This is a genomic window from Cellulomonas sp. PS-H5 (assembly GCF_019265565.1).
Classification (GTDB): domain Bacteria; phylum Actinomycetota; class Actinomycetes; order Actinomycetales; family Cellulomonadaceae; genus Cellulomonas.
Map to the genome: position 1 here is coordinate 1 of NZ_JAHVCI010000052.1, position 22074 is coordinate 22074.

The window sequence follows — 22074 nt, forward strand, 5'->3', positions numbered from 1 at the left end:
CGCCGCGCCCGGTGCCGGCCCTGCGCGGTGGTGTCGCGCGGCGCGGCCCTCCCGGGGCGCTCTGCCCCTGCGTGGCCTGAGCCCCAGCCCGCCCTGCGCGGCGGGGGTGCCGGGTCACGCCGTCCCCGCGCGCCCCGCCGCCGCCCCGTGCGGCGGCCCGGCGGCGCGCGTCACGCCGTCCCCAGGAGAACCCACCGTGTCCGCATCCCCCCGCGTCCTCGTGCGCCTCGCCGCCGGCCCCGCCCTGGCCGCCGCCCTCGTCCTCGGCTCCGCCGCCGCGGCGTCCGCGCACGTCCGCGTCATCCCCGAGACCACCGCCGCCGGCGGCTGGACCGTCCTCACCTTCCGGGTCCCCAACGAGTCGCCGACGTCCGCGACGACCCGGGTGACCGTCGACCTGCCGACGGACACGCCCCTGACGTCGGTCTCGACGCAGCCCGTGCCCGGGTGGACCGCCACCGTCGAGCGCGGCACCCTGCCCGAGCCGGTCGAGGTCGACGGCGCCACGCTCACCCAGGCGCCGCTGCACGTCACCTGGACCGCCGACGGTGCCGGCATCGGCGACGGCGAGTTCCAGCAGTTCGCGATCTCCGTCGGCCCGCTGCCCGCAGCCGGCACCGAGCTCGTCCTGCCCGCGCACCAGGAGTACGCCGACGGCGAGGTCGTCGACTGGGACCAGGTCGCCGAGGGCGACGAGGAGCCGGACAGCCCGGCGCCGACCTTCACGACGACCGAGGCGGCGGCGGACGGCCACGGGCACGGCGCGGCGGACGCGTCGGGTGCCGGGGTCGAGGACGCCGGGGCGGGCGACGAGGCCGGGGCGGGGGGCGCCGGCTCCGGCTCGTCGGCGGACGACACCGGGGCGCTGCCCGTCGTGCTCGGCGGGCTCGGTCTCGCGGCCGGCGTCGGTGCCCTCGTCGTCGCCGTGCTCGCGTGGCGGCGGGCCGGGGCGCGCTGAGGCGCGTCCCCCTACGGACGACGCCCCCGCGGCCGGCTCGGTCGCGGGGGCGTCGTGTGCGCGGGGGCTGTGCCGCGGGGGGGCTGGAGTCAGTCCTCGACCGGGCGCTCGACCAGGTACGACCGGCCGTCCGCTCCGACCACTCGGACGAACTCGGTGCGCAGCGCCTGGTCGCGCTCGCGGTCGGCCTCGGCGACCTCGCGGTCCGGGGCCAGGGGGTCGCCGACCTGGGCCGGCCCGAACACGCTGAGCAGCGCCGCCTCGCGCCTGTCGTTCGCCCTGCCGATCCTGCCCATGCCCGCCGCCTCGTCCCGTCCGGTGCTGAGTGCCCTCATCATATGCGCACGAATCATCCGCGCTAGCATCGAGGGCGTGACCCGACCCCCGACCGCCGTCCCTGCGCCCGGGCCGGCTCCATCGGACCCGGCGGCGTCCGGGGCGGCTGCGTCCGTCGCCGACCCCGCCGCCGGTGACCCGCTCGCCGTCGAGGCGCAGGTGTGCCTCGCGATGTCCGCCGCCGCCCGCGCCCTCGTGGCGTTCTACCGGCCGCTGCTCGAGCCGCTCGGGCTGACGCACCCGCAGTACCTCGCGATGCTCGCGCTCTGGCAGCACGGCGACCTCACGCTCAAGGCGCTCGCGGCGCTGCTGCACCTGGAGCCCGCCACCACGTCGCCGCTGGTCCGCCGGCTCGAGGCGCTCGGGCTGGTCGAGCGGGCGCGCGACGGCGCGGACGAGCGGGCCCTCGCGATCCGCCTGACGGACGACGGGCGCGCCCTGCGGGAGCGGGCCGTCGGCATCCCGGCGGCGATGGTCGACGGGTTGCGGCTCGACCTCGGCCAGGTGGCCCAGGTGCGCGAGGCGGCGCAGCTCCTGCTCGCCGCGTGTGAGGACGCCGAGGGGCGCCGGGGCTGACGCCGGTGGTGGGTGACCTGCGCCCGGGTCAGCGCCCGAGCGCGTGCTCCACCGTCGTGCACGGGTCGCCGGTCTCGCGGTACCCGCATGCGGCGCGGCGCAGGAGCTGCCCGACGGCGGCGCGGTCCGCCGGGTCGAGCGCGCCGAACACCGCGTCCTCCGCGACGGCCATCCGGTGCTCCAGCTCCGCGAGCAGCGCCTCGGCGTCCGCCGTGGGGTGCACCCGGCGCTGCCGGCGGTCGACCTCGGCCACCCGGCGCTCCACCAGGCCGGCGCGCTCCAGGTCGTCGATCAGGTACGTCATCACCGTGCGGTCGATGCCGAGGCTCGCCGCCAGGGCGGCCTGGCTCGGGTGCGCCCCGCGCACCACCTCGCGCAGCACCAGGAACCCGCGGAACCCGTGGGGCACCGCCTCGACCGCCGACGTCATCGCGTGCTCGTAGGCGCGGAGCAGCACGCCGAGCGACCACCCGAGATCGGAGGCGGGGTGCGTCGTCTGCTCGCCGGTCGCCGTCATGCGGGGAATCGTACGCCCGGGCCCGTGGTTGAGCCAATCATCTGTTGGACATACGATCGTGCTGGCCGACGGGTGCGTCGGCGGATCGAGACGAGGCGGACATGACGGACTACGGCCACGACCTGTTGTTCGGGTCGTTCATCACGCCGAGCAACGCGGCGCCCGAGCGCGTCGTCGGGCTCGCGCAGCTCTCCGAGCAGGCGGGGCTCGACCTCGCCACCTTCCAGGACCACCCGTACCAGCCGTCCTTCCTCGACACCTGGACCCTGCTGTCCTACGTCGCGGCGCGCACCGAGCGGATCACCCTCGCGCCGAACGTCGCCAACCTCCCGCTGCGGCCGCCCGCCGTGCTAGCCCGCTCCGTCGCCAGCCTGGACCTGCTGTCCGGCGGCCGCGTCGAGCTCGGGCTCGGCTCCGGCGCCTTCTGGGACGCGATCGAGGCCATGGGCGGCCGGCGCCTCACGCCGGGTCAGGGGGTCGACGCGCTGCGCGAGGCCATCACCGTCATCCGCACCCTCTGGGACACCAGCGAGCGCGCCCGCGTGGACCTGCCGGGCGACTACTGGCCGCTCGCCGGCGCCAAGCGCGGCCCCGCGCCCGCCCACCCGGTCGGCATCTGGGTCGGCGCCTACAAGCCGCGGATGCTCCGGCTCACCGGCGAGCACGCGGACGGCTGGCTCCCGTCCCTCGGCTACCTCCGCAGCCTCCAGGACCTCGACGACGCGAACGCGCGCATCGACGACGCCGCGCACGCCGCGGGCCGCGACCCGCGGGCCGTGCGCCGGCTGCTCAACGTCGGCGGGCAGCTCACCGCGCGACGCAGCACCGACCTGCTGTCCGGGCCGCCCGAGCAGTGGGTCGAGCAGCTCGCCGTGCTCGCCCTCGAGCACGGGATGAGCGCCTTCATCGCCACCGGCGACGACCCGACGCTGCTCACCGTCCTCGGCCAGGAGATCGCGCCGGCCGTGCGTGAGCTGGTCGCCGCGGAGCGCGGCGGGTCCGCCGGCGTGGCCCCCGCGGCCGTCGGGGCGGGGGAGCAGGCGTGAGCGGCGTCGACCTCGGGCACCCGCTGCAGCTCGGCGTCGAGCTCGTCCCGTCCGCGGCCGACCCCGGTGCGCCGGGGCGGCTCGCACGGCGCGCGGAGGAGCTGGGGCTGGACCTGGTGGTCGTGGCGGACGGCGCGGGTACCGGGACCGGCGCGAGCGTCGGGAGTGACGCGAGCATCGGGAACGGTGCGCGTGCCGGGGACGGTGCGGGAGCGCGGGAGGGCGCGGGCGCGCCGGACGGTGACGCGCTCGACGCGTGGACCGTGCTCGCGTCCGTCGCGGGCGCCACCGAGCGCGTCGACGTGGCGACCCGCGGCCTGCGGCTCGACGACCGGCCCCCGGCGGTGCTCGCGCGCGCCGTGGCGAGCCTGGACCACCTCGCGGGCGGGCGCGTGACGCCCGGGCTCGCGCCCGGCTCGGACGGTGCGGACGCCGACGACGCGCTCGACGCGCTCGCCGAGGGCGTCGACGTCCTGCGGGGCATGTGGGCCGCCGCCGAGCCGGGGCCGTTCGTGCACGAGGGGCGGCACCACCGGGTCGCCGGCGCGCAGCGCGGTCCGGCGCCTGCGCACAACCTTGCCCTCTGGCTGGGTGCCGTGCCGGGTGCCGCCGACGCCGACGCCGGCGCGCGGACGCTGGCCGCGCGCGTCGCCGACGGGTGGTGGCTGCCGGTGCCGGCGGGTGCCGCGGCGCAGCTCGACGTCGTGCTCGGCGAGCAGGCCGCCCTGGACGCGGCGCTCGCGGCGGCGGGCCGGGACCCGCGCGAGGTCCGGCGCGGCCTCGTGCTCGACGCGGGGGCGCTCGGCCTCAGGTCCGGTCCGGACGGGTCTCCCCGGGACGCGGGCGTGCCGGGCGCGGCTGCGCCGGACGTCGACGTGGCGGGCGCCCTGGCCGCCCTCGTGCTCGAGGCGGGCGTGGGGACGCTGGTCCTCGGGGTCGCCGACGAGGCCGCGCTCGAGGCGTTCGCCGCGGTCGCCGCCACCGTGCGCGACCGAGTCGCCGCCGCCCGCGCGTCCCGCGGCACCCGGGTCGGCACCCTCCGGAGCGCCGCCGTGCGCGCCGCCCGGGCACCAAGCATCGACTACGACGCGATCCCCGCCGCCCTCGCCGGCGCCGCCGTCGAGCCCGGTGACGCCGGGTACGCGGCCGTCCGGTCCACCTACATGCGCGGTGGCCGGCCCGGGCTCGTGCTGCGGCCGGGCGGGACCGCCGAGGTGGTCGAGGCCCTGGCCTACGCCCGCGCCCAGGACGTCCCCCTCGCGATCCGCAGCGGCGGGCACGGCATCAGCGGGCGGTCGACCAACGAGGGCGGCGTCGTGCTGGACCTGTCGCGGATGAACGCGATCGAGGTCCTCGACGTCGCCACCCGGCGGGTCCGCATCCAGCCCGGTGCGCGCTGGGGTGAGGTCGCCGCGGCGCTGCACCCGTACGGCTGGGCCCTCACCTCCGGCGACTACGGCGGCGTCGGCGTCGGCGGCCTCGCCACCGCGGGCGGCATCGGCTTCCTGGTGCGCGAGCACGGCCTGACGCTCGACCACCTGCGCGCCGCCGAGGTCGTCCTCGCCGACGGCTCCGTCGTCCGGGCGAGCGACGACGAGAACCCCGACCTGTTCTGGGGCGTCCGCGGCGCCGGGGCGAATCTCGGCGTCGTCACGTCCTTCGAGTTCGAGGTCGACGAGGTCGGGGACGTGGGCTTCGCCCAGCTCGTCTTCGACGCCTCCGACACGGAGCAGTTCCTCGTCGACTACGGCGCCACGCTGGAGGCCGCCCCGCGCGACACCACGGCGTTCCTCATCATGGGACCGCCCCGCGGCGGGATCGTCGCCGCGCAGGTCATGGCGATGGTCGACTCCGACGACCCGGAGACGATCATCGAGCGGCTGAACCCGTTCGCCCGGATCGCGCCGCTGCTCCAGCAGCAGGTGCAGGTCGTTCCGTACCCGGCCGTCGTCTCCGTCCCGCAGCGGCACACGTCCGACGGCGAGCCGGTCACGCGGTCCGGCATGGCCGAGCAGCTCACCCCGGAGCTCGCTGCCGACGCCGCCCGGCTCGTCCGCAGCGGAGCCACGCCGTTCTTCCAGATCCGGGCCGCCGGGGGAGCCGTGCACGACGTGCCCGCCGACGCCACCGCCTACGCCCACCGGTCGGCGAACTTCAGCATCGTCGCCATGGGCAGCAGCCGGCGGCGGATCGACGCGATCTGGGACGCGATGGCGCACCACTTCGACGGCACGTACCTCTCCTTCGAGACCGACCCGCGCCCCGAACGGCTGGCGGACGTGTACCCCGGCGCCACCCTCGAGCGGCTGCGCGAGCTCAAGCGGCGGTACGACCCGGAGGACGTGTTCCGGCACAACTACTCGGTCGCGGAGCCGCCGGCCGTCGTGCTCTGAGGGGCGCTCGGGACCGCGGCTCTCGGGGTGCGACCCCGAGGGCGACCGGGGGTCGGCCTCCGCCGCGAGGAGGAGGCCGTGCACCCCGAGGGGGATCCCGTACGCCCGACGTCGGACCCGAAGATACGGCGCAGGGCCGATCCGCCGGGCGGGGTCGGCTTGTCAGGATGGAACCCGTCAGCACGTCAGGGCCGGAACGAGGAGCAACGTCATGTCGCCGCAGGTGTGGATCGTCGTCGCGGGCCTCGTGGCCGTGATCGTCGTGGTCGGCCTGGGCGACCTGGTCACCCGTGCCCGGGACGCACGCCAGCGCGTGCGTCGCTGACCCGCCGGGGGCGGATGCCGGGAGGAGGGCCCGGTACCGCCCGCGAGGCCGTGGCTCGCGCCACGCAGGACGACGCCCGCACCCCCGGGGGGAGGTGCGGGCGTCGTCGCGTGCGGGCTACTTGCCGATCTTGTCGTCGGCCTTCTTCTCGAGGTCGTCGATCTTGTCGGCGTTCCCGCCGCCCGACTTCTTCGCGGCGGTGTCCCCGGCCTTCTCGATGCCGGCGTCGCTCGCCTTCTCGGTGATGTCGTCCAGGCCCATGACGCGGTCCTCTCGTTGCTCGGGTGCTGCTGGCGGGTCGCGGGGCGGCTCGCCTCCGCCAGTCTCGGACGGGGCGCTCCGGGGCGCGACCGGGGGCGGGCGGGGTCCGCGGTCGGTCGGCGGAGAGGCCCGCGGTTGACCGCTCGGTGCGGCGGTGGCGCGCTCGGGCGCGGGCGTCGTGCGGGCGCCGGCTCGTCCACAGGTGGGGTGGCCGTGCGTCGTCCCCAAGGCGGGGGTCGGCCGCCGGGGTCGTGTCGGTGGCCGTCGGTAGGGTCGTTCCATGGCATCTGACCTGCAAGGACACCCGGATGGCGACCCGGTCGCCGCCGTGGTGCTGCCGGTCTACGGGGCGGACGGGACGTGCCTGACGGACTTCGGCCCGGACCCGGTCGTGGTGGCCGGTGGGGCGCCGCGCACGGGTGAGCAGCGGCAGGTCGAGGTGATCCGGTCCTGCGAGCCGGGGCCGGTGCTGGAGGCGTGGTTGCGGGGTCTGGACCTGGACGTGCTGTCCTCGAAGGTCCTGGTCGAGGTGATCGCCGCCCGCACGCGCATGGAGTCCTACCAGCACGCCGCGACGCTCGACGCGATCGCCGTGCTCGCCGCGCGTGAGGAGATGAGCCCGGACTGGTCCCCGCTGGCCGGTGCCCCGCCGACGCAGGCGTGCGTGGCAGGGGACGAGCTCGCGATGCGGCTGGGCTGGCCCCGGGTGACCGCGACGAAGACCGTGCACCGGGCCCTGGTCCTGGACGGGATGCTCGGTGCCACCCGGGAGGCCCTGGAGGTCGGGCATCTCGACGCGGCCAAGGCCGAGGTCCTCACCGAGCTGCTGGCCGACCTGCCGTTCCAGGTCGCGCACGCGGTGGAGGACGCGGTGCTGCCCGACGCGCACCAGTGCTCCGTGGCCCAGCTGCGCCAACGCGTGGCTCGCGAGATCCGCCTGGTCGATCCCGAGGGCGCCGCCGCCCGACGCGAACGCGCCCGCTGCACCCGGAAGGTCTCCCACCCGCGCCCCCAGCCGGACGGGATGGCCTCGATGTGGCTGGTCCTCAACGCCGCGGACGCGCTGCGCGTCGACGGGGTCCTGACCCACGCCGCGAAGACCGCCAAGGCCCTCGGCGACGACCGCACCCTGGACCAGCTGCGCGCCGACGGCCTGCGGGACCTGGTGGTCGGGGACGTCCCGGAGTCGGACGGGCCGGCGTTCGAGGTCCGTCTGTCCCCGGGGCTGCCGGTGCCGCCGGAGCCGCGACGGTCGTGGAACGGGGCGACCATGACCGACCGGGACGGTGAGGTGCTCACGCGCCCGGTCGAGCCGATCCCGATCGCCACCCTCACCCCGCTCGGCGACACGGCGACGCACCCCGAGCCCCGTGTGGGCGACCCCGCCCCTGCGCGTGGAGCGCCACGCACGCCGACCGAGGTCCCGACCGACACCGGGGCCGAGCTCGGAGCTGGGGCCTCAGCCGACGCCAGGGTTTCGACCGACGGCGGGACCGGAGCAGGCACCACCACCAACGCCACCACGCGGAACCCATCGAGCGGAGCCACACCACCCGCCCTGACGACCGGCACCGTCGCGCCCGCCACGGCGCGTCGCAGCTGCCTCCGCTGCTCGGGTCGTCCGGGCGCCGAGGTCCGCATCACCATCCCCGCATCCACGCTCCTCGGGCTGGACGACCAGCCCGCGCACCTCGACGGCCACGGACCCATCGACGCCGTCCAGGCAAGGGCGCTGGCGATCGGCGGGGTCTGGCGGCGGGTCGTCACCGACCCGGTCACCGATCGGGTCCTGGACGTCGGTCGCGAGCGCTACCGACCACCCGCCGCCCTCGCAGAACTCGTCCGCATCCGGGACAAGACCTGCGCGGCACCCGGGTGCATGGTCCCGGCCTGCGCCTGCGAGCTCGACCACACCCAGGAGTTCCACCCGCGACCCGGCGGCGACCCCGACGCGCCCCTGGGCGGAACCGACGCCGACAACCTGGGCCCCCTGTGCCACCGGCACCACCGTCTCAAGACCGACGGCGGCTTCCGACTGCGGCAGATCGAACCCGGGCTCTTCGAGTGGGTCACTCCGACCGGGCACCGATACCTCACCCGTCCCGGCACCGGGCAGATCTACGACGCCACGGCCGACCCCTACGACGCACCACCTCCTTTCTGAGCGACGAAATGCTCGCCCAGTCCGTGACGCGGCTGTCCCGCCTCGCACCTCGCGCTTCACTCCGTTCCCGACAGCACCGGCCGATCCGCGCCAGCACCCGGTGACCGCCTCCGGCCGCCTACGTCGGTGCCGTAGGCGATCCCCCGCGCGTCCCGGAACCCACCCCGCTCGCCATCTGCCGACCGCCCGTCAACACCTCGGGGTCAGCCGTCCGGCCGACCTCTCGCGCGCGTTCGTCCTCCTGCGGTCGTGGACCTACCGCGTCGGCTGTAGGCGCGATCCCTCCCGGGGGATGACGACGCGAGGTGCCCGGGCGGGGGACGGTGGGAGCACGTCGCCGGACCTGCCGGCTGAGCGCTCGAGGAGGCACCGTGACCGGTCTCGACCCCACGGACCGCACCGTCGCCGCGGCTCCCGCACGTCGACCCGGGCCCGCGACTTCCAGGGACCGGGGCGTGACCGACGACCCGGACGCCGGCGCCGACCGGGGCGTGAACACCCGTGGCAGCGTCGGCACCGCGGGTGGCCTCGACCACGCCGGAAGCCTCGCAACCGTCGGGAGCCTCGCCTCCGCCGGGAGCGTCGCCTCCGCCCGGAGCCCCGCCACCGCCGGGAACGTCACCACCGCCGGGAACGTCACCACCGCCGGGAGCCCCGCCACCCGTCGGAGCGTCGCCACCGCCGGGGGCGTGCGCGCCGACCGTGCGATCCGGCTCGCCTCGGCTCTGCACTCCGCGGGGGTGCGGGCGAACCACCGGGTGTCGCTGGTACTTGAGCCGGGCCCGGCGCGGTCCGCGACGGTCGCGGCCTGCCTCCGGCTCGGCGCGGTCGTGGTAGCAGCCAGCCCCGACCTGCCTGATGCCGAGGTCGCGTCCGCGCACGCCGCGGCCCGTCCGGACGTGGTGGTGGGGGACCGGCACGGGCTGCGCCTGGTCCGGCGACTGCGGGGACCCGCGCTGTGGCTGGCGGCCGACCGACCGCGGCTGGCGGACCGGTTCGTGGGCGGGGCGCTCCCGCTCGTCGACCTGGTGACGCGGCACCTGCTCGTGGCCCTGCCCCCGGCGCCGGACCCGCACGGCGACGCGGCGCTGCTGTTCGTGCCGTCGGACCGTCCGGGCGAAGGACCGCTCGGCGTGCACTGGACGCACGAGGACCTGGAGGCGCTCGCCGGGGCGTCGGGCGACGCAGAGAGCGCCCCGTGGGAGGTCGACGGTGCTCTGCCGGGTCCGGGGCGGAGGTCGGCTCCCCGAGGCGCCCGGGCGGCGTCGGTGCCGCTCGCGCTCGACGTGCTCGACGCGGCCGGCGGCTGGCGACACCGGCACGCGAGCACCGGAGGTCCGGCGCCGGCCCGCCGGCCGGCGCTGGTCTAGTCGCCCGCTGCCCCGGTCCGTCCGGTCCCTCCGGGGCCGGTCTGTCCGGTCCTTCGGAGGCCGGTCCGTCCGGTCCCTCGGCGGCCGGTCGGCCGGGCCGCAGTCGCGGGGTCAGTGGACCGGGCTGTGGTCGCGGGGTCAGTGGACCGGGCCGCGGCCCGGCCGCCGGGTCACCGCCACCCGCGGCCGTCCGCGACCGCGGCGATCGTCGTCCCCACGACGGACGCGTCCTGCCCCACCCCGGGGTCCGCCGCGACCACCACCGCCACCGCACCGCCCGCAGCCGGGTACCACCGGAGCTGGCACTGGGACCCGACACCCCACCCCTGGGTCATGACGCACGGGCGCCCGGGTGCCCCGAACGGGAAGACGCCGAGGCCGACGCCGAGGCCGCCCGGGTCCCGGACGAGCGCGGTTCCCTGGTCGGCGTCGAGCAGGACCCCGCCCCGCCCGTCGAGGGACCGGCCGACGTCGTCGAGCAGGACGGCCAGGTCCGCCGCCGAGGCCCACAGGCCCGAGGCGGCGAGGCCGGCGTAGTGCGCCCGGATGCCGGCGAGCCGGCGGCCGTCGGCGTGGTGACCCGCAGCGGCCGACCCGGCGAGGCGGGCGACCACCGCCGCGCGCGGGCCGCGGACCTCGGCCGCCACCTCCCCGGCCCAGAAGCCGGTCGACGCGAGCCCGAGCGGGGCGGCGACCTCGCGGTGCAGCACATCGGCGAACGATTCACCGGTCGCGACCTCGACGGCGCGCTCGACGACGCAGTAGCCGGCGTCGGAGTACACGAAGCCGGAACCGGGCTCGGCCGTGACCCGGACCGGGCCGACGTGCGCCGCGGTAGTCCCCGCGAGGACGTCCGCGGTCGGCGGGACACGGCCGGCGGCCGGTTCGAACGCGCCAGGCGGGTCGACGACGCCGCCGCGGTGACCGAGCAGCTGCCGGAGGGTCGGGCCGGTCCGGCCGTGCACGTCGAGCGGGACGAGCGCGCGCACGTCGGCGTCGAGGTCCAGCACGCCGCGACCGGCGAGGCGGAGGACGCCGACCGCGGTGACCGCCTTCGCGGCCGAGCACAGGTGGACGGGCGTGGTCGCGGTCGCGGGGACCCGCTCAGCGAGGTCGGCGTACCCGGCGACGTCGACGACCGGTGGCCGGCCGTCCTCGACGACGACGGTGACGAGGGCGGGAGCGGGGGCGGGCGGTGCGGCGGTCAACGAGGGCTCCGGGAGGTCGGGTGCGACCCGCTGTCCTCGCCCTGGACGCGGCTGTGCCGAGCACGCTAGCGACGCCCACCGACACGCGCGCGGATCGAGCCCGCCTCGCGCTCGACCCGTCCTGTGCTCGGCCGGTCGCGCGCTCGGCCGGTCGCGCGCTCGGCCGGTCGCGCGCTCGGCCGGTCGCGCGCTCAGCCCGTCGCGCGCTCAGCCCGGCGCGGTGACGAAGACGTCGAGCAGCTCGGGGTGGTGCGCGTGCACGAGGACGCCGAACACCACGAGGTCGAACAGCAGGTGCACCGCGACGACGTAGGGCAGCGAGGTGCTGCGCGCGAAGATCCACCCCTGGACGAGGGCGAACGGCACGGTGAGCAGCGGCCCCCACTCCCGGTAGCCGAGCTCCCAGAGGAAGGACACGAAGACCACCGACTGCAGGACGTTGGCGGTCCACAGCCCGAGGTGCCGTCTCAGGAGGGCGAAGACGGTGCAGATGAAAAACAGCTCGTCCCAGATGCCGACCGCGTTGACGCCCACGAACAGCCGCGCGATGTCCTGCCCGCCGTCGAGGTCCGGCCAGTTCCGGTAGGCCCCGGAGCCGATGAAGTAGAACGGCAGGACGAGGTAGCCGATCACGACGACGGCGGCCAGGTACGCCCACTGCCAGCGCGCCCAGCGCCGGCCCGTGGCGACGGGGAACCGGATGGTCCGCTGCCCGAACACGTACCGGGAGAGCGCCCACGGCACCAGGACAGCGAGGGACAGGGCGACGGTGAACCGCGCCATGCCGGCGTCGGAGAGGTCCGCCTTCAGCGAGATGGTCGAGACGATCGCCATGCCGGTGCCGATCAGGGCCAGGTCCCGCCCGAGCGCCCGGTCGACGGCGAGGCCGAGCGCGACGCCGAGCACGAGGGGCACGTACCCGAGCGGTCGGACGTGCACGGCGAAGATCAGGACGGCGGCGCCGCAGACGAGGACGGCGGCGAGCAGCCGCGCCGGCGAGCCGATGTCCCACGACGCGCGCGCGGGCTCCGGGGCGGCACCGCGCACGGCGGCCGGCGGTGTCGCGGGCGTGGCCGCGGCGGAGGAGGTCACCTCGGCACGGTGTCACGGGCGGCTCGCGCCGGCCAGGCGAGCGGCCGGGTCAGCGCGCGCGGACGGGCTCGCCGAGCGCGGCGGCGAGGACGGCGCGAAGCGCGTCCGCATCTCCGGGCGCGGCGGCACGCTTCGGCAGCGGGAGGACGGAGGTGCGCCGACCGCGGGGGAGGGTGAGGAGGTACTGGGCGTCGGTCTCGAGGACGCCGGAGAACGCGGACCACCGGTACGCGGAGGCGACGTCGCCGATCGTCAGGCTCAGGCCCTCGCCGGGCACCACCTCGGCGGTGTGCTCGGTGCGCAGGCGCGGGTCCCTGCGCCACGACATCTGCGCGGCGAGTCGGTGGACGGGCAGCACCACGAGCGCCAGCAGCAGGACGACGAGCGCCAGCCAGGGGAGGAGGAGCTGCCCCGTGGCCCAGCTCCCTGCCGCCACGGCGAGGCCGCCGAGCAGGAGGGCACCGGCTCGGCGGCGGCGGCGCAGCCTCAGCAGCACGCGGAGCGCGTCGGCGAGCTCGGCGCGGTCGGGCTGCCACGCCAGTCGCAGCACGGGCAGTGCGGTCGCACCGGGCACGGGTCCTCCTCGGGACGGGCGGGGCGTCGCCCCGGGCGCGAGTGTGCCGCGGGTCGGGCCGGCGCGGAGGGCGATCCCGGCCCGCCTCACCCGAACGGCCCAGGCCAGCCGGCGGGGTCGCGGCTCGTAGGCTGCGCCCATGTCCACCGGTCCGGCCGCCCGCCCCGTCGACGGCGTCGACAGCCGGTCGCTGCCGCTCTACGCGGCGGGCTCGGTGGCGGTGCCGTACGTCATCGACGGCATGGACGAGCTGGTGGACCGCGAGACGGTGTGGGCGCCGCACGCGCACCCGACGCACGAGCTGCTGTGGAACCTGCGCGGCGCGTCCAGCGTGACGGCGGCGGACCGGACGTGGGCGATCACGCCGACGACGGGGCTGTGGCTGCCGGCCGGGACGGTGCACACGGCCCGGGCGCCGGCGGGGACCTGGTACCGGACGGCGCAGTTCGGGGTGCACGCGGTGCGGCCGCTGGCGGACGCGCCGGTCGCGGTCGAGGTGACGCCGCTGCTCGCGCTGCTGCTGGCGCGGCTCCAGGACCCCGCTCTGGCAGAGGGGTCCCGGGTGCTCACGGAGCAGATGGTGCTGGACGTGCTGGTCCCGGCGCCGGACGAGGTGGCCGTGACGACGCCCCGGTCCCCGCTGCTCCGCCCGGTGGTCGACGCCGTGACGGCCGACCCCGGGGACCCGCGGGCGCTCGCGGACTGGGCGGCCGCGCTCGGGGTGAGCCCGCGCACCCTGACCCGGGCGTTCCGGGCGGAGACCGGGCTGAGCCTGGGCGGGTGGCAGGCGGCGGTGCGGGCGCAGCGGGCCGTGCTGCTGCTCGCGGCGGGGGAGCGGGTCGACGAGGTGGCGGAGGCGGTCGGCTACGCGTCGGCGAGCGCCTTCGGGGCGGCGTTCCGCCGGCAGACGGGACGCGCGCCGAGCGCCTTCCAGCCGTCCTGAGGGCCCGGCGCTGTCCCGATGACGCGGGTCGACGTCCCGATCGCGCGATTGCGCCATTCGCACAGCCTCACCTAACTTAGGCACGCCTCACCTGCTGACGGACCGCGTCCGCGCAGGTCGGGCGTCCCCTTCGCCTCCCCGAGAGTGAGCTGACGTCGCTATGCGCACCCGTCGCCTGTCCGCGCTGGTCGCGGCCGGATCGGTCGCCCTGGTCCTCGCTGCCTGCAGCAGCACGCCGTCCGAGTCGTCGTCCGGGTCGGACGACCCGACGTCGGCCGGGGCGTCCGACGAGTTCCCGATCACGATCGAGCACGCGTTCGGCACGACGACCCTCGACGAGGCGCCGGAGCGCGTCGCGACGGTCAACTGGGCCAACCACGAGGTGCCGCTGGCGCTGGGCGTGGTGCCCGTCGGCATGGCCGCCGCGAACTTCGGCGACGACGACGGCAACGGCCTGCTGCCCTGGGTCGAGGAGAAGCTCGAGGAGCTGGGCGGCGAGGAGCCGGTGCTGTTCGACGAGACCGATGGCATCGACTTCGAGGCGGTCGCGGACACCGCGCCCGACGTGATCCTCGCGGCCTACTCCGGCCTCACGCAGGAGGACTACGACACGCTGAGCGAGATCGCGCCGGTCGTCGCCTACCCCGAGGAGCCCTGGGCGACCTCGTGGCGCGACATGATCCTGGTGAACGCCGCCGGCATGGGCATGGAGGCGGAGGGCGAGGAGCTGGTCGCCGAGCTCGAGGGCGAGATCACCGACACCGTCGCTGCGCACCCGGGCCTGGAGGGCGTGTCGACGATGTTCCTCACGCACGTCGACACCACCGACCTCAGCACCGTGAACTTCTACACGGCCAACGACACCCGCGCCGCGTTCTTCGCGGACCTGGGCCTCAGCACGCCTGCTGCGGTCGAGGAGGCGAGCGCGTCCGGCGAGTTCTCCGGCTCCGTCAGCGCGGAGCAGGTCGACCTGTTCGACGACGTCGAGCTGATCGTCACCTACGGCGACCAGGCCCTGGTCGACACCCTCAAGGCCGACCCGCTGCTGTCGCAGATGCCGGCCGTCGCCAACGACGCGATCGTCTTCCTGGACGGCTCGGGCCCGCTGGGCACCGCCGCCAACCCCACCCCGCTGTCGATCTCCTGGGTGCTGGACGACTACGTGACGATGCTCGCGGACGCCGCGGGCACCTCCGCCGAGTGACCGGCCGCGCGTGACCCTCGCCCCACCCGCACCCGCGCCGGGCGTCGCCGTCGTGCGACGCCCGGCGCGGGTGCGCCTGCTCTGGCTGCTCGCCGTCGTCGCGGTCCTCGTCCTGCTCGTGGCCGCGTCGCTCGCGATCGGCTCCCGGGAGATCTCCTGGGCGGACCTGATTGCCGCGCTCGGCGGGTCGATCGACAACGTCAGCCAGGCCGCCGTGGCCAAGCGCATCCCGCGCACCGTGCTGGCGCTGCTGGTCGGCGCCGCGCTCGGGCTGTCCGGGGCGGTCATGCAGGGCGTCACGCGCAACCCGCTCGCCGACCCCGGCATCCTCGGCGTGACGATGGGCGCCTCGCTGGCCGTCGCGGTCGGCGTCGCCTGGTTCGGCATCTGGACGCAGACCGCGTTCATCTGGACCGCGATCGTCGGCGCCGGGATCACCGCCGTGCTCGTGTACGCGGTGGGCTCCCTGGGCAGCGGCGGGGCGACGCCGCTCAAGCTGGCGCTCGCCGGGGCGGCGACGTCGGCGGCCTTCGTGTCGTTCATCAGCGCCGTGGTGCTGCCGCGGGGCGACATCGCCGAGAGCGTGCGGTCCTGGCAGATCGGCGGGGTCGGCGGCGCGGGCTTCAGCAGCATCGGCGCGGTCCTGCCGTTCCTCGGGGCCGGCACGGTGATCTGCCTGCTCGCCGCGCGCGGGCTGAACTCCCTCGCGCTGGGCGACGAGCTGGCCGCGGGCCTCGGCGAGCGGGTCGCGGTCGCGCGCGGGCTCGCGTCCCTGGGCGCCGTGCTGCTGGCCGGCGGGGCGACCGCGGTCGCCGGGCCGATCGCGTTCGTCGGGCTGGTCGTGCCGCACCTGTGCCGGCTGCTGGTCGGGGTCGACCACCGGTGGCTGCTGCCGTTCTCGGCGCTGGCCGGGGCCGGGCTCGTGACGGCGTCCGACGTCGTCGGCCGGATCATCGCGCGGCCCGAGGAGCTGGACGTCGGCATCATCACCGCCCTCGTCGGGGCGCCGTTCTTCATCTGGGTGGTCCGCCGGCAGAAGGTGCGGGAGCTGTGACCGCCCTCGCCGCCGCCGTCGCCGCGCCCGGCACGGAGACCACCGCCGACGCCGTCCGGGCCGGGCGCGTCCGCCGCCAGCGCCACCGCCGGCGCGCGATCGTGGTGCTCGTCGTGCTCGTCGTCGTCGTCTTCCTCGCGAGCCTCATGGTCGGCCGCACGTTCTACCCGCCGGCCGACGTGCTCCGCGTGGTGCTGGGGCAGGACGTCCCGGGCGCCACGTTCACCGTCGGGCGGCTGCGCCTGCCGCGCGCGGTCCTGGCCGTCGTCGCAGGGGCCTGCTTCGGCCTCGGCGGCGTGACCTTCCAGACCATGCTGCGCAACCCGCTGGCCAGCCCCGACATCATCGGCATCAGCACGGGCGCCAGCGCGGCCGCCGCGGTCGGCATCGTGTTCCTCGGGCTGGGTGGGGCGCAGGTCTCGCTGTTCGCGATCACCGCCGGGCTCGGCGTCGCCGCGCTGGTCTACGTGCTGTCGTTCCGGCGGGGGGTGCTGGGCACCCGGCTGGTGCTCATCGGCATCGGCGTCGCCGCGATGATGGAGAGCGTCACCTCGTACGCGCTGAGCAAGGCGCCGCGCTGGGAGCTGCAGGAGACCATGCGCTGGCTCACCGGCAGCCTGAACGGCACCGGCTGGGGCGCGGTCGTGCCCGTGCTGCTCGCGCTGGTCGTGCTCGGCCCGGTGCTGCTCGCGCAGTCGCGGAACCTCTCCCAGCTGCAGCTCGGGGACGACACCGCCTCGGCGCTGGGCGTCCGGGTGGAGCGGACCCGGATCCTGCTGATCGGCGCCGCCGTGGGGCTCATCGCGTTCGCGACGGCAGCCGCCGGGCCCGTCGCGTTCGTCGCGTTCCTCTCCGGCCCGATCGCGGCGCGCGTCGTCGGGGCGCGCGGCTCGATGCTGGTGCCGTCCGCGCTGGTCGGTGCGCTGCTGGTCCTGGTCGCCGACCTCGTGGGCCAGTACGCGTTCGGCGCGCGCTACCCGGTCGGTGTCGTCACCGGCGCGCTCGGGGCGCCGTTCCTCATCTACCTGATCACGCGGACGAACCGCACGGGAGGCTCGCTGTGACCACGTCCCACAGGCTCGAGGCCACGGCGCTCACGCTCGGCTACCGCGACCGCACGGTGGTCGACGGGCTCGACCTCGCGGTGCCCCCGGGCCGGATCACGGCGGTCGTCGGCGCGAACGCCTGCGGCAAGTCGACGCTGCTGCGCTCGATGTCCCGGCTGCTCGCGCCGCGCGGCGGGCAGGTGCTGCTCGACGGCCGGGAGGTGCACCGGACGCCCGCCAAGGAGCTCGCGCGCACGCTCGGACTCCTGCCGCAGTCGCCGCTCGCGCCGGAGGGCATCACCGTCGCCGACCTGGTCGGCCGCGGCCGGCACCCGCACCAGCGCGTGCTGTCCCGGTGGAGCCGCGAGGACGACCGCGCCGTCGCCGCCGCTCTGGAGGCCACCGGCACGGTGGAGCTCGCCGAGCGCCCGGTCGACGAGCTGTCCGGCGGGCAGCGGCAGCGGGTGTGGATCGCGATGGTCCTCGCCCAGGAGACGGACCTGCTGCTGCTCGACGAGCCGACGACGTTCCTCGACGTGAGCCACCAGGTCGAGGTGCTCGACCTGCTCACCGACCTGAACCGGGACCGCGGCACGACGATCGTCATGGTGCTGCACGACCTCAACCTGGCCGCCCGGTACGCGGACCACCTGGTGGCGATGGCCGGCGGGCGGGTGCTCGCGGCGGGCGACCCGACGGACGTCCTGACGCCGGCGACCGTGCAGGCGGTGTTCGGGCTGGCGAGCCGGGTCATCACCGACCCGCTGTCCGGGCGGCCGCTGATGCTGCCGGTGGGGCGGCACCACGCGGACGCGGCGCTCGCGGGCTGAGGGCGGGCCCGGTCAGGGCGCGAGGAACGGGAGGGCGACGAAGAAGACGAGCAGCGCGCCGAACAGCCCGCCGCTCATCCGCAGCATGTCGCGCCTCCCGCGCGGGGAGCGGTCGTACCGCGTGCGCGTCCGCCACGCGACCGCCGCCGCCAGCAGGAGGAGAGCGGCCGCGCCGAGCGGGCGCCAGGACGCCGCGCGGACGGCGAGTACGACCTCGACGACCGCGAGGACCGCGGCCACCCACGAGAACAGCTCCGCGCGCCAGGAGAACCAGTCCGAGCCGTCGCCCGCTCGGCGGGCCAGGCCGCGCGGGTCGGCGGGGTCGACGTGCGCCTCGCCCGGCGCGAGCGGCTCCCGGTGCTCCACGAGGCCCGGGATCGACGGCGGGCGGCGGCGGGGCACGTGCCGACGGTACCGGCCGGGCCGTGACGCCGGGTCAAGCCGGCGCCAAAGTCCTCACAAGTGCCCTGGTGGCGGCCGATCGTACGATCTGGGTGGCATGCGCTTCCCCCGCGCAGCGCCGCGCACCCGACCCCGCTCCCGGAAGGACCCCCTGTGCTGCGACCGACCCGGATCCTGCTGCGCGACGGCGCGACCCGCGCGCTCCTGCGCGCGGTCGACCTGCGCGGCCACACGGTCCGCATCGAGGGCACCGGGGGGAGCCTGAGAGTCGAGGACGCCACGACGGAGACGCTGCTGGTCGACGCCCCGATGGCGCGCCTGGAGCTGATCGACGGCGAGTCGATCCACTACGAGGGCGCGGGCCGGGTGCTCGACCAGCGGGAGCTGCGGCACCTGCGGATCACCCTGGAGTTCAGCGAGCCGGCGGCCCGCTCGCTCCCGCGCGCCCCGCGCTGACCGGAGGGCGGTCCGGGCGGCCCTCACGCCCGGGGGATGATCTCCGGGTGATGCGTCTCGGGGTCGTCGGTGCGGGTGCCATGGTGGCGGAGTTCCTGGAGCGCGGGGCGCCGCGCGTCCCCGGCCTGGAGGTGGTGGGCGTGCTCGCCCGCCCGCGGTCGCTCGACCGGGCGGGGGAGCTCGCCGCCCGCACGGGCGTGCCGCTCGTGACGGACAGCCTGGACGAGCTCTGCGCCGCCGGGATCGACACCCTCTACGTCGCCGTGCCGAACGCCGCGCACGTCGCCTACGCCCGCGAGGGCCTGGAGCGTCGGCTGCACGTCGTCGTCGAGAAGCCGATGACCAGCACCGTCGACGAGGCGCTGGACCTGCGCCGGCTCGCCGAGCAGCGCGGGCGGTTCCTGTTCGAGGCGGTCACGACGATCCACCTGGCCGCGTTCGCGCAGGTGCGCCGGTGGCTGCCGCGGATCGGCGACGTGAAGCTGGTGCAGACCCAGTACAGCCAGTACTCGCGGCGGTACGACGCGTTCCGGGCGGGGGAGGTGCCGCCGGCGTTCGACCCGGAGCAGTCGGGCGGCGCGCTGATGGACCTCGGGCTGTACAACCTGCACTTCGTGCTCGGCCTGTTCGGCGAGCCGGAGCAAGCGACGTACACCGCGAACGTCGAGCGGGGGATCGACACCAGCGGCGTGCTGGTGCTGCGGTACCCGGGGTTCGTCGCGACCTGCACCCAGGCGAAGGACTCGGCCGGGCCGCAGGGCGGGCTGATCCAGGGCACCGCGGGCCGGATCACGACGTCGACGTCGCCGAACCTGGTCGGGGCGGTGACGCTGGAGCTGGCCGACGGGGCGGTGGAGACGGTCGACGACGGGCTGGCGGGGGACCGGCTCGCGACGGAGTTCCGGGCGTTCGTCCGGGCCGTCGAGGAGGAGGACCGGGCTGCCGCGTCGGCGTGGCTGGACCGCAGCGTGGCGGTCAGCCGGGTGCAGACCGCGGCGCGGCGGGCGGCGGGGATCCGGTTCCCGGCGGACGGCTGACGCGCCGGACGCCCGGCGCCGGGGACGACGAAGGCCCGGTCCCTCGACGGGGCCGGGCCTGCGTGCTGGTGCCCTCGATAGGATTCGAACCTACGACCTTCTGCTCCGGAGGCAGACGCTCTATCCACTGAGCTACGAGGGCGGGGTACCGCCGCACGCCGACCGGCGAACCAGCGGCGCGGTGCACGAGACTACCAGGCTCTCAGTCCTCCCCGAGCAGCCCCGACAGGTAGACGCTGGTCTCGTCGACGGCCCGCACGTCGTCGCCCGCCGCGATGGCCTCGACGAGCCCGTCGTGGTTGTCGCCGTCCTGCAGGATCTGCGCGAAGTTGAACCGGATGTTGTCGGTGATCGCGTCGATGAGGTTCTCGTACAGCGACAGCAGCACCGGGTTCCGCGCGGCGCGGGCGATGGCGCGGTGCAGCGCGAGGTCGGCCGCGACCATCCGGTCGAGCGCGCCCGACCGGTACGCCTCGGCGCGCTGGTCGCGCAGGCGGGTGATCGCCGCCACGTCGGCGGTGGTCCGGCGACGGGCGGCGAGCCGGGCGGCCTCGACCTCCAGGCTGCGGCGGACCTCGATCACGTCCCGCTGCCGGGCGTCGGCGATCTGCCGTCCCATGCTGACGGCCAGCTCGGAGGTGGACAGCACGTAGGTGCCCGAGCCCTGCCGCCGCTCGACGAGCCCGGCGTGCACCAGCGACTGGACCGCCTCGCGGACGGTGTTGCGGCCGACGCCGAGCAGCTCGACCAGCGCGGGCTCCGGCGGGATGCGGGTGCCGACCGGCCAGTCGCCCGAGGTGATGCGCGCCCGGAGCTGCGCCACCGTCGCGTCGATGAGTCCGGTGCGTCGCGTCATGCGGAGTAGTCTCCCTGGTCAGTTGTGCCGCGATTCAACACGACCGGGGCACCCGTCCGCCAGCGCCCGCCGACGCGCGCCGTCTCCCGTGCAGAACCGAGGCCGCATGTCGACCACCACCCCGCCCGCCGGTCCCGTCGCGCCCTGGCGCGGTCGCCGCGTCGTGCTGCTCGGGGTGGTGCTGGTCGCGCTGAACCTGCGGATCGCCGTCGCCTCGGTGTCGCCGATCCTCGACCTGGTGCGCGCCGACGTGGCGCTGTCGCCGACCGAGGCGGGCCTGCTCGGCACGATCCCGGTGGCGTCGTTCGCGGCGTTCGGCTCGCTCACCCCGGTGCTCGCGCGCCGGGTCGGGCTGGAGCCGCTGCTGGTCGCGGCGATGCTGCTCTCGGTGACGGGCGAGGTCGTGCGGTCCACCTCGACGTCGGCGGCGGGGTTCCTCGGCTGGTCGGTGATCGCGCTGGCCGGCATGGGCATGGGCAACGTGCTGCTGCCCCCGGTGGTGAAGCGGTACTTCCCGGACCGGATCGGCGTGGTCACCTCGATCTACTCGGTGACGATGTCGTTCAGCACGGCGCTGCCCGCGCTGCTGGCGCTGCCCGTGGCCGAGCGGCTGGGGTGGCGGACGGCGCTGTCGGTGTGGGCGGTCGTCGGCGTGCTCGCGGCGGTGCCGTGGGTCGTCGTGGTCGTCCGCTCGGCCGCCGCGCGGACGCACCTGTCCGGGCTGCTGCGCCGCGCCCCCGCGACGACGCCGGCGCTGACCTCGCGGCACCGGTCCGGCGGCCGGGTGTGGCGCAGCCCGCTGGCGTGGGGCATGGCGATCACGTTCGCGATGAACTCGCTCGACTCGTACGTGATGTTCGCCTGGCTGCCGCAGATCCTGGTGGACGGCGGGACGTCGGCGCACGCGGCCGGGGTGTGGCTGTCGGTGTTCGCGATCCTCGGCCTGCCGCCCGCGCTGATCGCGCCGATCGCCGCGGCACGGATGCGGAACCCCATCGGGCTGGTCGTGGTGTTCGTGGCCTGCTGGGCGGTGTCGTACGTCGGGCTGCTGGTGTCGCCGGGCGGGCCGGTGTGGCTGTGGGTGCTGCTCGGCGGGATCGGGCCGGGTGCGTTCCCGGTGCTGCTGGCGCTGATCAACCTGCGCACCCGGACGTCGGCGGGCGCGGCCTCGCTGTCCGGGTTCACGCAGGGCGTCGGGTACGCGATCGCCGGCACCGGCCCGCTGCTGGTCGGGGCGCTGTACGACGCGACCGGCACGTGGACGGCGGCGCTGCTGTTCCTGCTCGGGACGCTCGTGGTGCTGCTGGGCGCGGCGACGGTGGCGTGCCGGCCGGTGATGCTGGAGGACACCTGGGGTCCGCGGCGGCCGGCGGCCCCGCCCGCCTGACGGGTCGGGGGAGGCCCGGCGCGTCGCTACGCTTGTCCG

Annotated in this window: 22 protein-coding genes and 1 tRNA gene; 14 read left to right on the forward strand and 9 right to left on the reverse strand. The window is 76.3% G+C overall.

Annotated elements, in window-relative coordinates:
- The first annotated feature begins 196 nt into the window (after window positions 1–196).
- Window positions 197–958, forward strand: coding sequence for a YcnI family protein (locus J5O08_RS16495; RefSeq protein WP_218707975.1), 762 nt, complete (start codon window positions 197–199; stop codon window positions 956–958).
- A gap of 89 nt (window positions 959–1047) precedes the next feature.
- On the opposite strand, the gene J5O08_RS16500 is transcribed toward J5O08_RS16495, so the two are convergent.
- Window positions 1048–1254 (reverse strand): hypothetical protein, encoded by a 207-nt coding sequence (locus J5O08_RS16500; RefSeq protein WP_218707977.1) that lies wholly within the window; start codon window positions 1252–1254, stop codon window positions 1048–1050.
- Window positions 1255–1465: 211 nt separating this feature from the next.
- Between J5O08_RS16500 and J5O08_RS16505 the strand changes: the two genes are divergently transcribed.
- The gene (locus J5O08_RS16505; RefSeq protein WP_255590083.1) at window positions 1466–1870 is read left to right on the forward strand and encodes a MarR family winged helix-turn-helix transcriptional regulator; all 405 of its coding nucleotides are present in this window, start codon (window positions 1466–1468) and stop codon (window positions 1868–1870) included.
- Between the two features lie 28 nt (window positions 1871–1898).
- Here J5O08_RS16505 and J5O08_RS16510 read toward each other — a convergent pair whose 3' ends face one another.
- Complete coding sequence (locus J5O08_RS16510; RefSeq protein WP_217617115.1) at window positions 1899–2387, reverse strand: MarR family winged helix-turn-helix transcriptional regulator; 489 nt, start codon at window positions 2385–2387, stop codon at window positions 1899–1901.
- Between the two features lie 101 nt (window positions 2388–2488).
- Between J5O08_RS16510 and J5O08_RS16515 the strand changes: the two genes are divergently transcribed.
- Complete coding sequence (locus J5O08_RS16515) at window positions 2489–3433, forward strand: LLM class flavin-dependent oxidoreductase (protein WP_218707981.1); 945 nt, start codon at window positions 2489–2491, stop codon at window positions 3431–3433.
- Window positions 3430–5826, forward strand: coding sequence for an LLM class flavin-dependent oxidoreductase (locus J5O08_RS16520; protein WP_308281675.1), 2397 nt, complete (start codon window positions 3430–3432; stop codon window positions 5824–5826). Before J5O08_RS16515 ends, J5O08_RS16520 begins: the two co-directional genes overlap by 4 nt.
- A gap of 442 nt (window positions 5827–6268) precedes the next feature.
- Here the strand turns inward: J5O08_RS16520 and J5O08_RS16525 are convergent, their stop codons facing one another.
- The gene (locus J5O08_RS16525) at window positions 6269–6412 is read right to left on the reverse strand and encodes a hypothetical protein (protein ID WP_166938335.1); all 144 of its coding nucleotides are present in this window, start codon (window positions 6410–6412) and stop codon (window positions 6269–6271) included.
- Window positions 6413–6692: 280 nt separating this feature from the next.
- On the opposite strand from J5O08_RS16525, the gene J5O08_RS16530 reads away from it, so the two are divergent.
- The gene (locus J5O08_RS16530; protein WP_218707983.1) at window positions 6693–8576 is read left to right on the forward strand and encodes an HNH endonuclease signature motif containing protein; all 1884 of its coding nucleotides are present in this window, start codon (window positions 6693–6695) and stop codon (window positions 8574–8576) included.
- Window positions 8577–9031: 455 nt separating this feature from the next.
- Window positions 9032–9946, forward strand: a complete 915-nt coding sequence (locus tag J5O08_RS21385; protein ID WP_218707984.1) for an AMP-binding protein — start codon at window positions 9032–9034, stop codon at window positions 9944–9946.
- Between the two features lie 170 nt (window positions 9947–10116).
- On the opposite strand, the gene J5O08_RS16540 is transcribed toward J5O08_RS21385, so the two are convergent.
- The 3 genes from J5O08_RS16540 to J5O08_RS21730 all read right to left on the reverse strand — a co-directional run bounded on the left by J5O08_RS16540 (window position 10117) and on the right by J5O08_RS21730 (window position 12820).
- Window positions 10117–11154, reverse strand: coding sequence for a serine hydrolase (locus J5O08_RS16540; RefSeq protein ID WP_218707985.1), 1038 nt, complete (start codon window positions 11152–11154; stop codon window positions 10117–10119).
- A gap of 207 nt (window positions 11155–11361) precedes the next feature.
- On the reverse strand, window positions 11362–12201 hold the full coding sequence (locus tag J5O08_RS16545) for a CPBP family intramembrane glutamic endopeptidase (protein ID WP_218708008.1): 840 nt from the start codon (window positions 12199–12201) through the stop codon (window positions 11362–11364).
- A gap of 94 nt (window positions 12202–12295) precedes the next feature.
- Complete coding sequence (locus tag J5O08_RS21730; RefSeq protein WP_218707986.1) at window positions 12296–12820, reverse strand: YcxB family protein; 525 nt, start codon at window positions 12818–12820, stop codon at window positions 12296–12298.
- 139 nt (window positions 12821–12959) lie between these two features.
- Here J5O08_RS21730 and J5O08_RS16555 point away from each other — a divergent pair, with 139 nt between their 5' ends.
- From J5O08_RS16555 to J5O08_RS16575, 5 genes are all read left to right on the forward strand, one after another.
- On the forward strand, window positions 12960–13763 hold the full coding sequence (locus J5O08_RS16555) for an AraC family transcriptional regulator (protein WP_218707987.1): 804 nt from the start codon (window positions 12960–12962) through the stop codon (window positions 13761–13763).
- 160 nt (window positions 13764–13923) lie between these two features.
- A complete protein-coding gene (locus tag J5O08_RS16560) occupies window positions 13924–14967 on the forward strand; it encodes an iron-siderophore ABC transporter substrate-binding protein (RefSeq protein WP_218707988.1) in 1044 nt (347 codons plus the stop codon).
- A gap of 10 nt (window positions 14968–14977) precedes the next feature.
- Entirely contained in the window at window positions 14978–16021 is a 1044-nt protein-coding gene (locus J5O08_RS16565; RefSeq protein WP_218707989.1) for an iron ABC transporter permease, read from the forward strand.
- Entirely contained in the window at window positions 16018–17085 is a 1068-nt protein-coding gene (locus tag J5O08_RS16570) for an iron chelate uptake ABC transporter family permease subunit (RefSeq protein WP_218707990.1), read from the forward strand. Before J5O08_RS16565 ends, J5O08_RS16570 begins: the two co-directional genes overlap by 4 nt.
- Window positions 17082–17897, forward strand: a complete 816-nt coding sequence (locus J5O08_RS16575) for an ABC transporter ATP-binding protein (protein ID WP_218707991.1) — start codon at window positions 17082–17084, stop codon at window positions 17895–17897. The genes J5O08_RS16570 and J5O08_RS16575 overlap by 4 nt, the downstream gene beginning before the upstream one ends.
- A 12-nt stretch (window positions 17898–17909) precedes the next feature.
- Here J5O08_RS16575 and J5O08_RS16580 read toward each other — a convergent pair whose 3' ends face one another.
- The gene (locus J5O08_RS16580) at window positions 17910–18299 is read right to left on the reverse strand and encodes a hypothetical protein (protein WP_218707992.1); all 390 of its coding nucleotides are present in this window, start codon (window positions 18297–18299) and stop codon (window positions 17910–17912) included.
- Window positions 18300–18452: 153 nt separating this feature from the next.
- Between J5O08_RS16580 and J5O08_RS16585 the strand changes: the two genes are divergently transcribed.
- Both J5O08_RS16585 and J5O08_RS16590 read left to right on the forward strand, forming a co-directional pair.
- Entirely contained in the window at window positions 18453–18755 is a 303-nt protein-coding gene (locus tag J5O08_RS16585; RefSeq protein ID WP_218707993.1) for a hypothetical protein, read from the forward strand.
- Between the two features lie 50 nt (window positions 18756–18805).
- Complete coding sequence (locus J5O08_RS16590; protein ID WP_255590088.1) at window positions 18806–19792, forward strand: Gfo/Idh/MocA family protein; 987 nt, start codon at window positions 18806–18808, stop codon at window positions 19790–19792.
- 66 nt (window positions 19793–19858) lie between these two features.
- On the opposite strand, the gene J5O08_RS16595 is transcribed toward J5O08_RS16590, so the two are convergent.
- Window positions 19859–19934, reverse strand: a tRNA-Arg gene (locus J5O08_RS16595).
- Window positions 19935–19994: 60 nt separating this feature from the next.
- Window positions 19995–20648, reverse strand: coding sequence for a FadR/GntR family transcriptional regulator (locus J5O08_RS16600; protein ID WP_147795938.1), 654 nt, complete (start codon window positions 20646–20648; stop codon window positions 19995–19997).
- Between the two features lie 106 nt (window positions 20649–20754).
- Here J5O08_RS16600 and J5O08_RS16605 point away from each other — a divergent pair, with 106 nt between their 5' ends.
- Complete coding sequence (locus tag J5O08_RS16605; protein WP_218707997.1) at window positions 20755–22035, forward strand: MFS transporter; 1281 nt, start codon at window positions 20755–20757, stop codon at window positions 22033–22035.
- The last annotated feature ends 39 nt before the right edge of the window (window positions 22036–22074 follow it).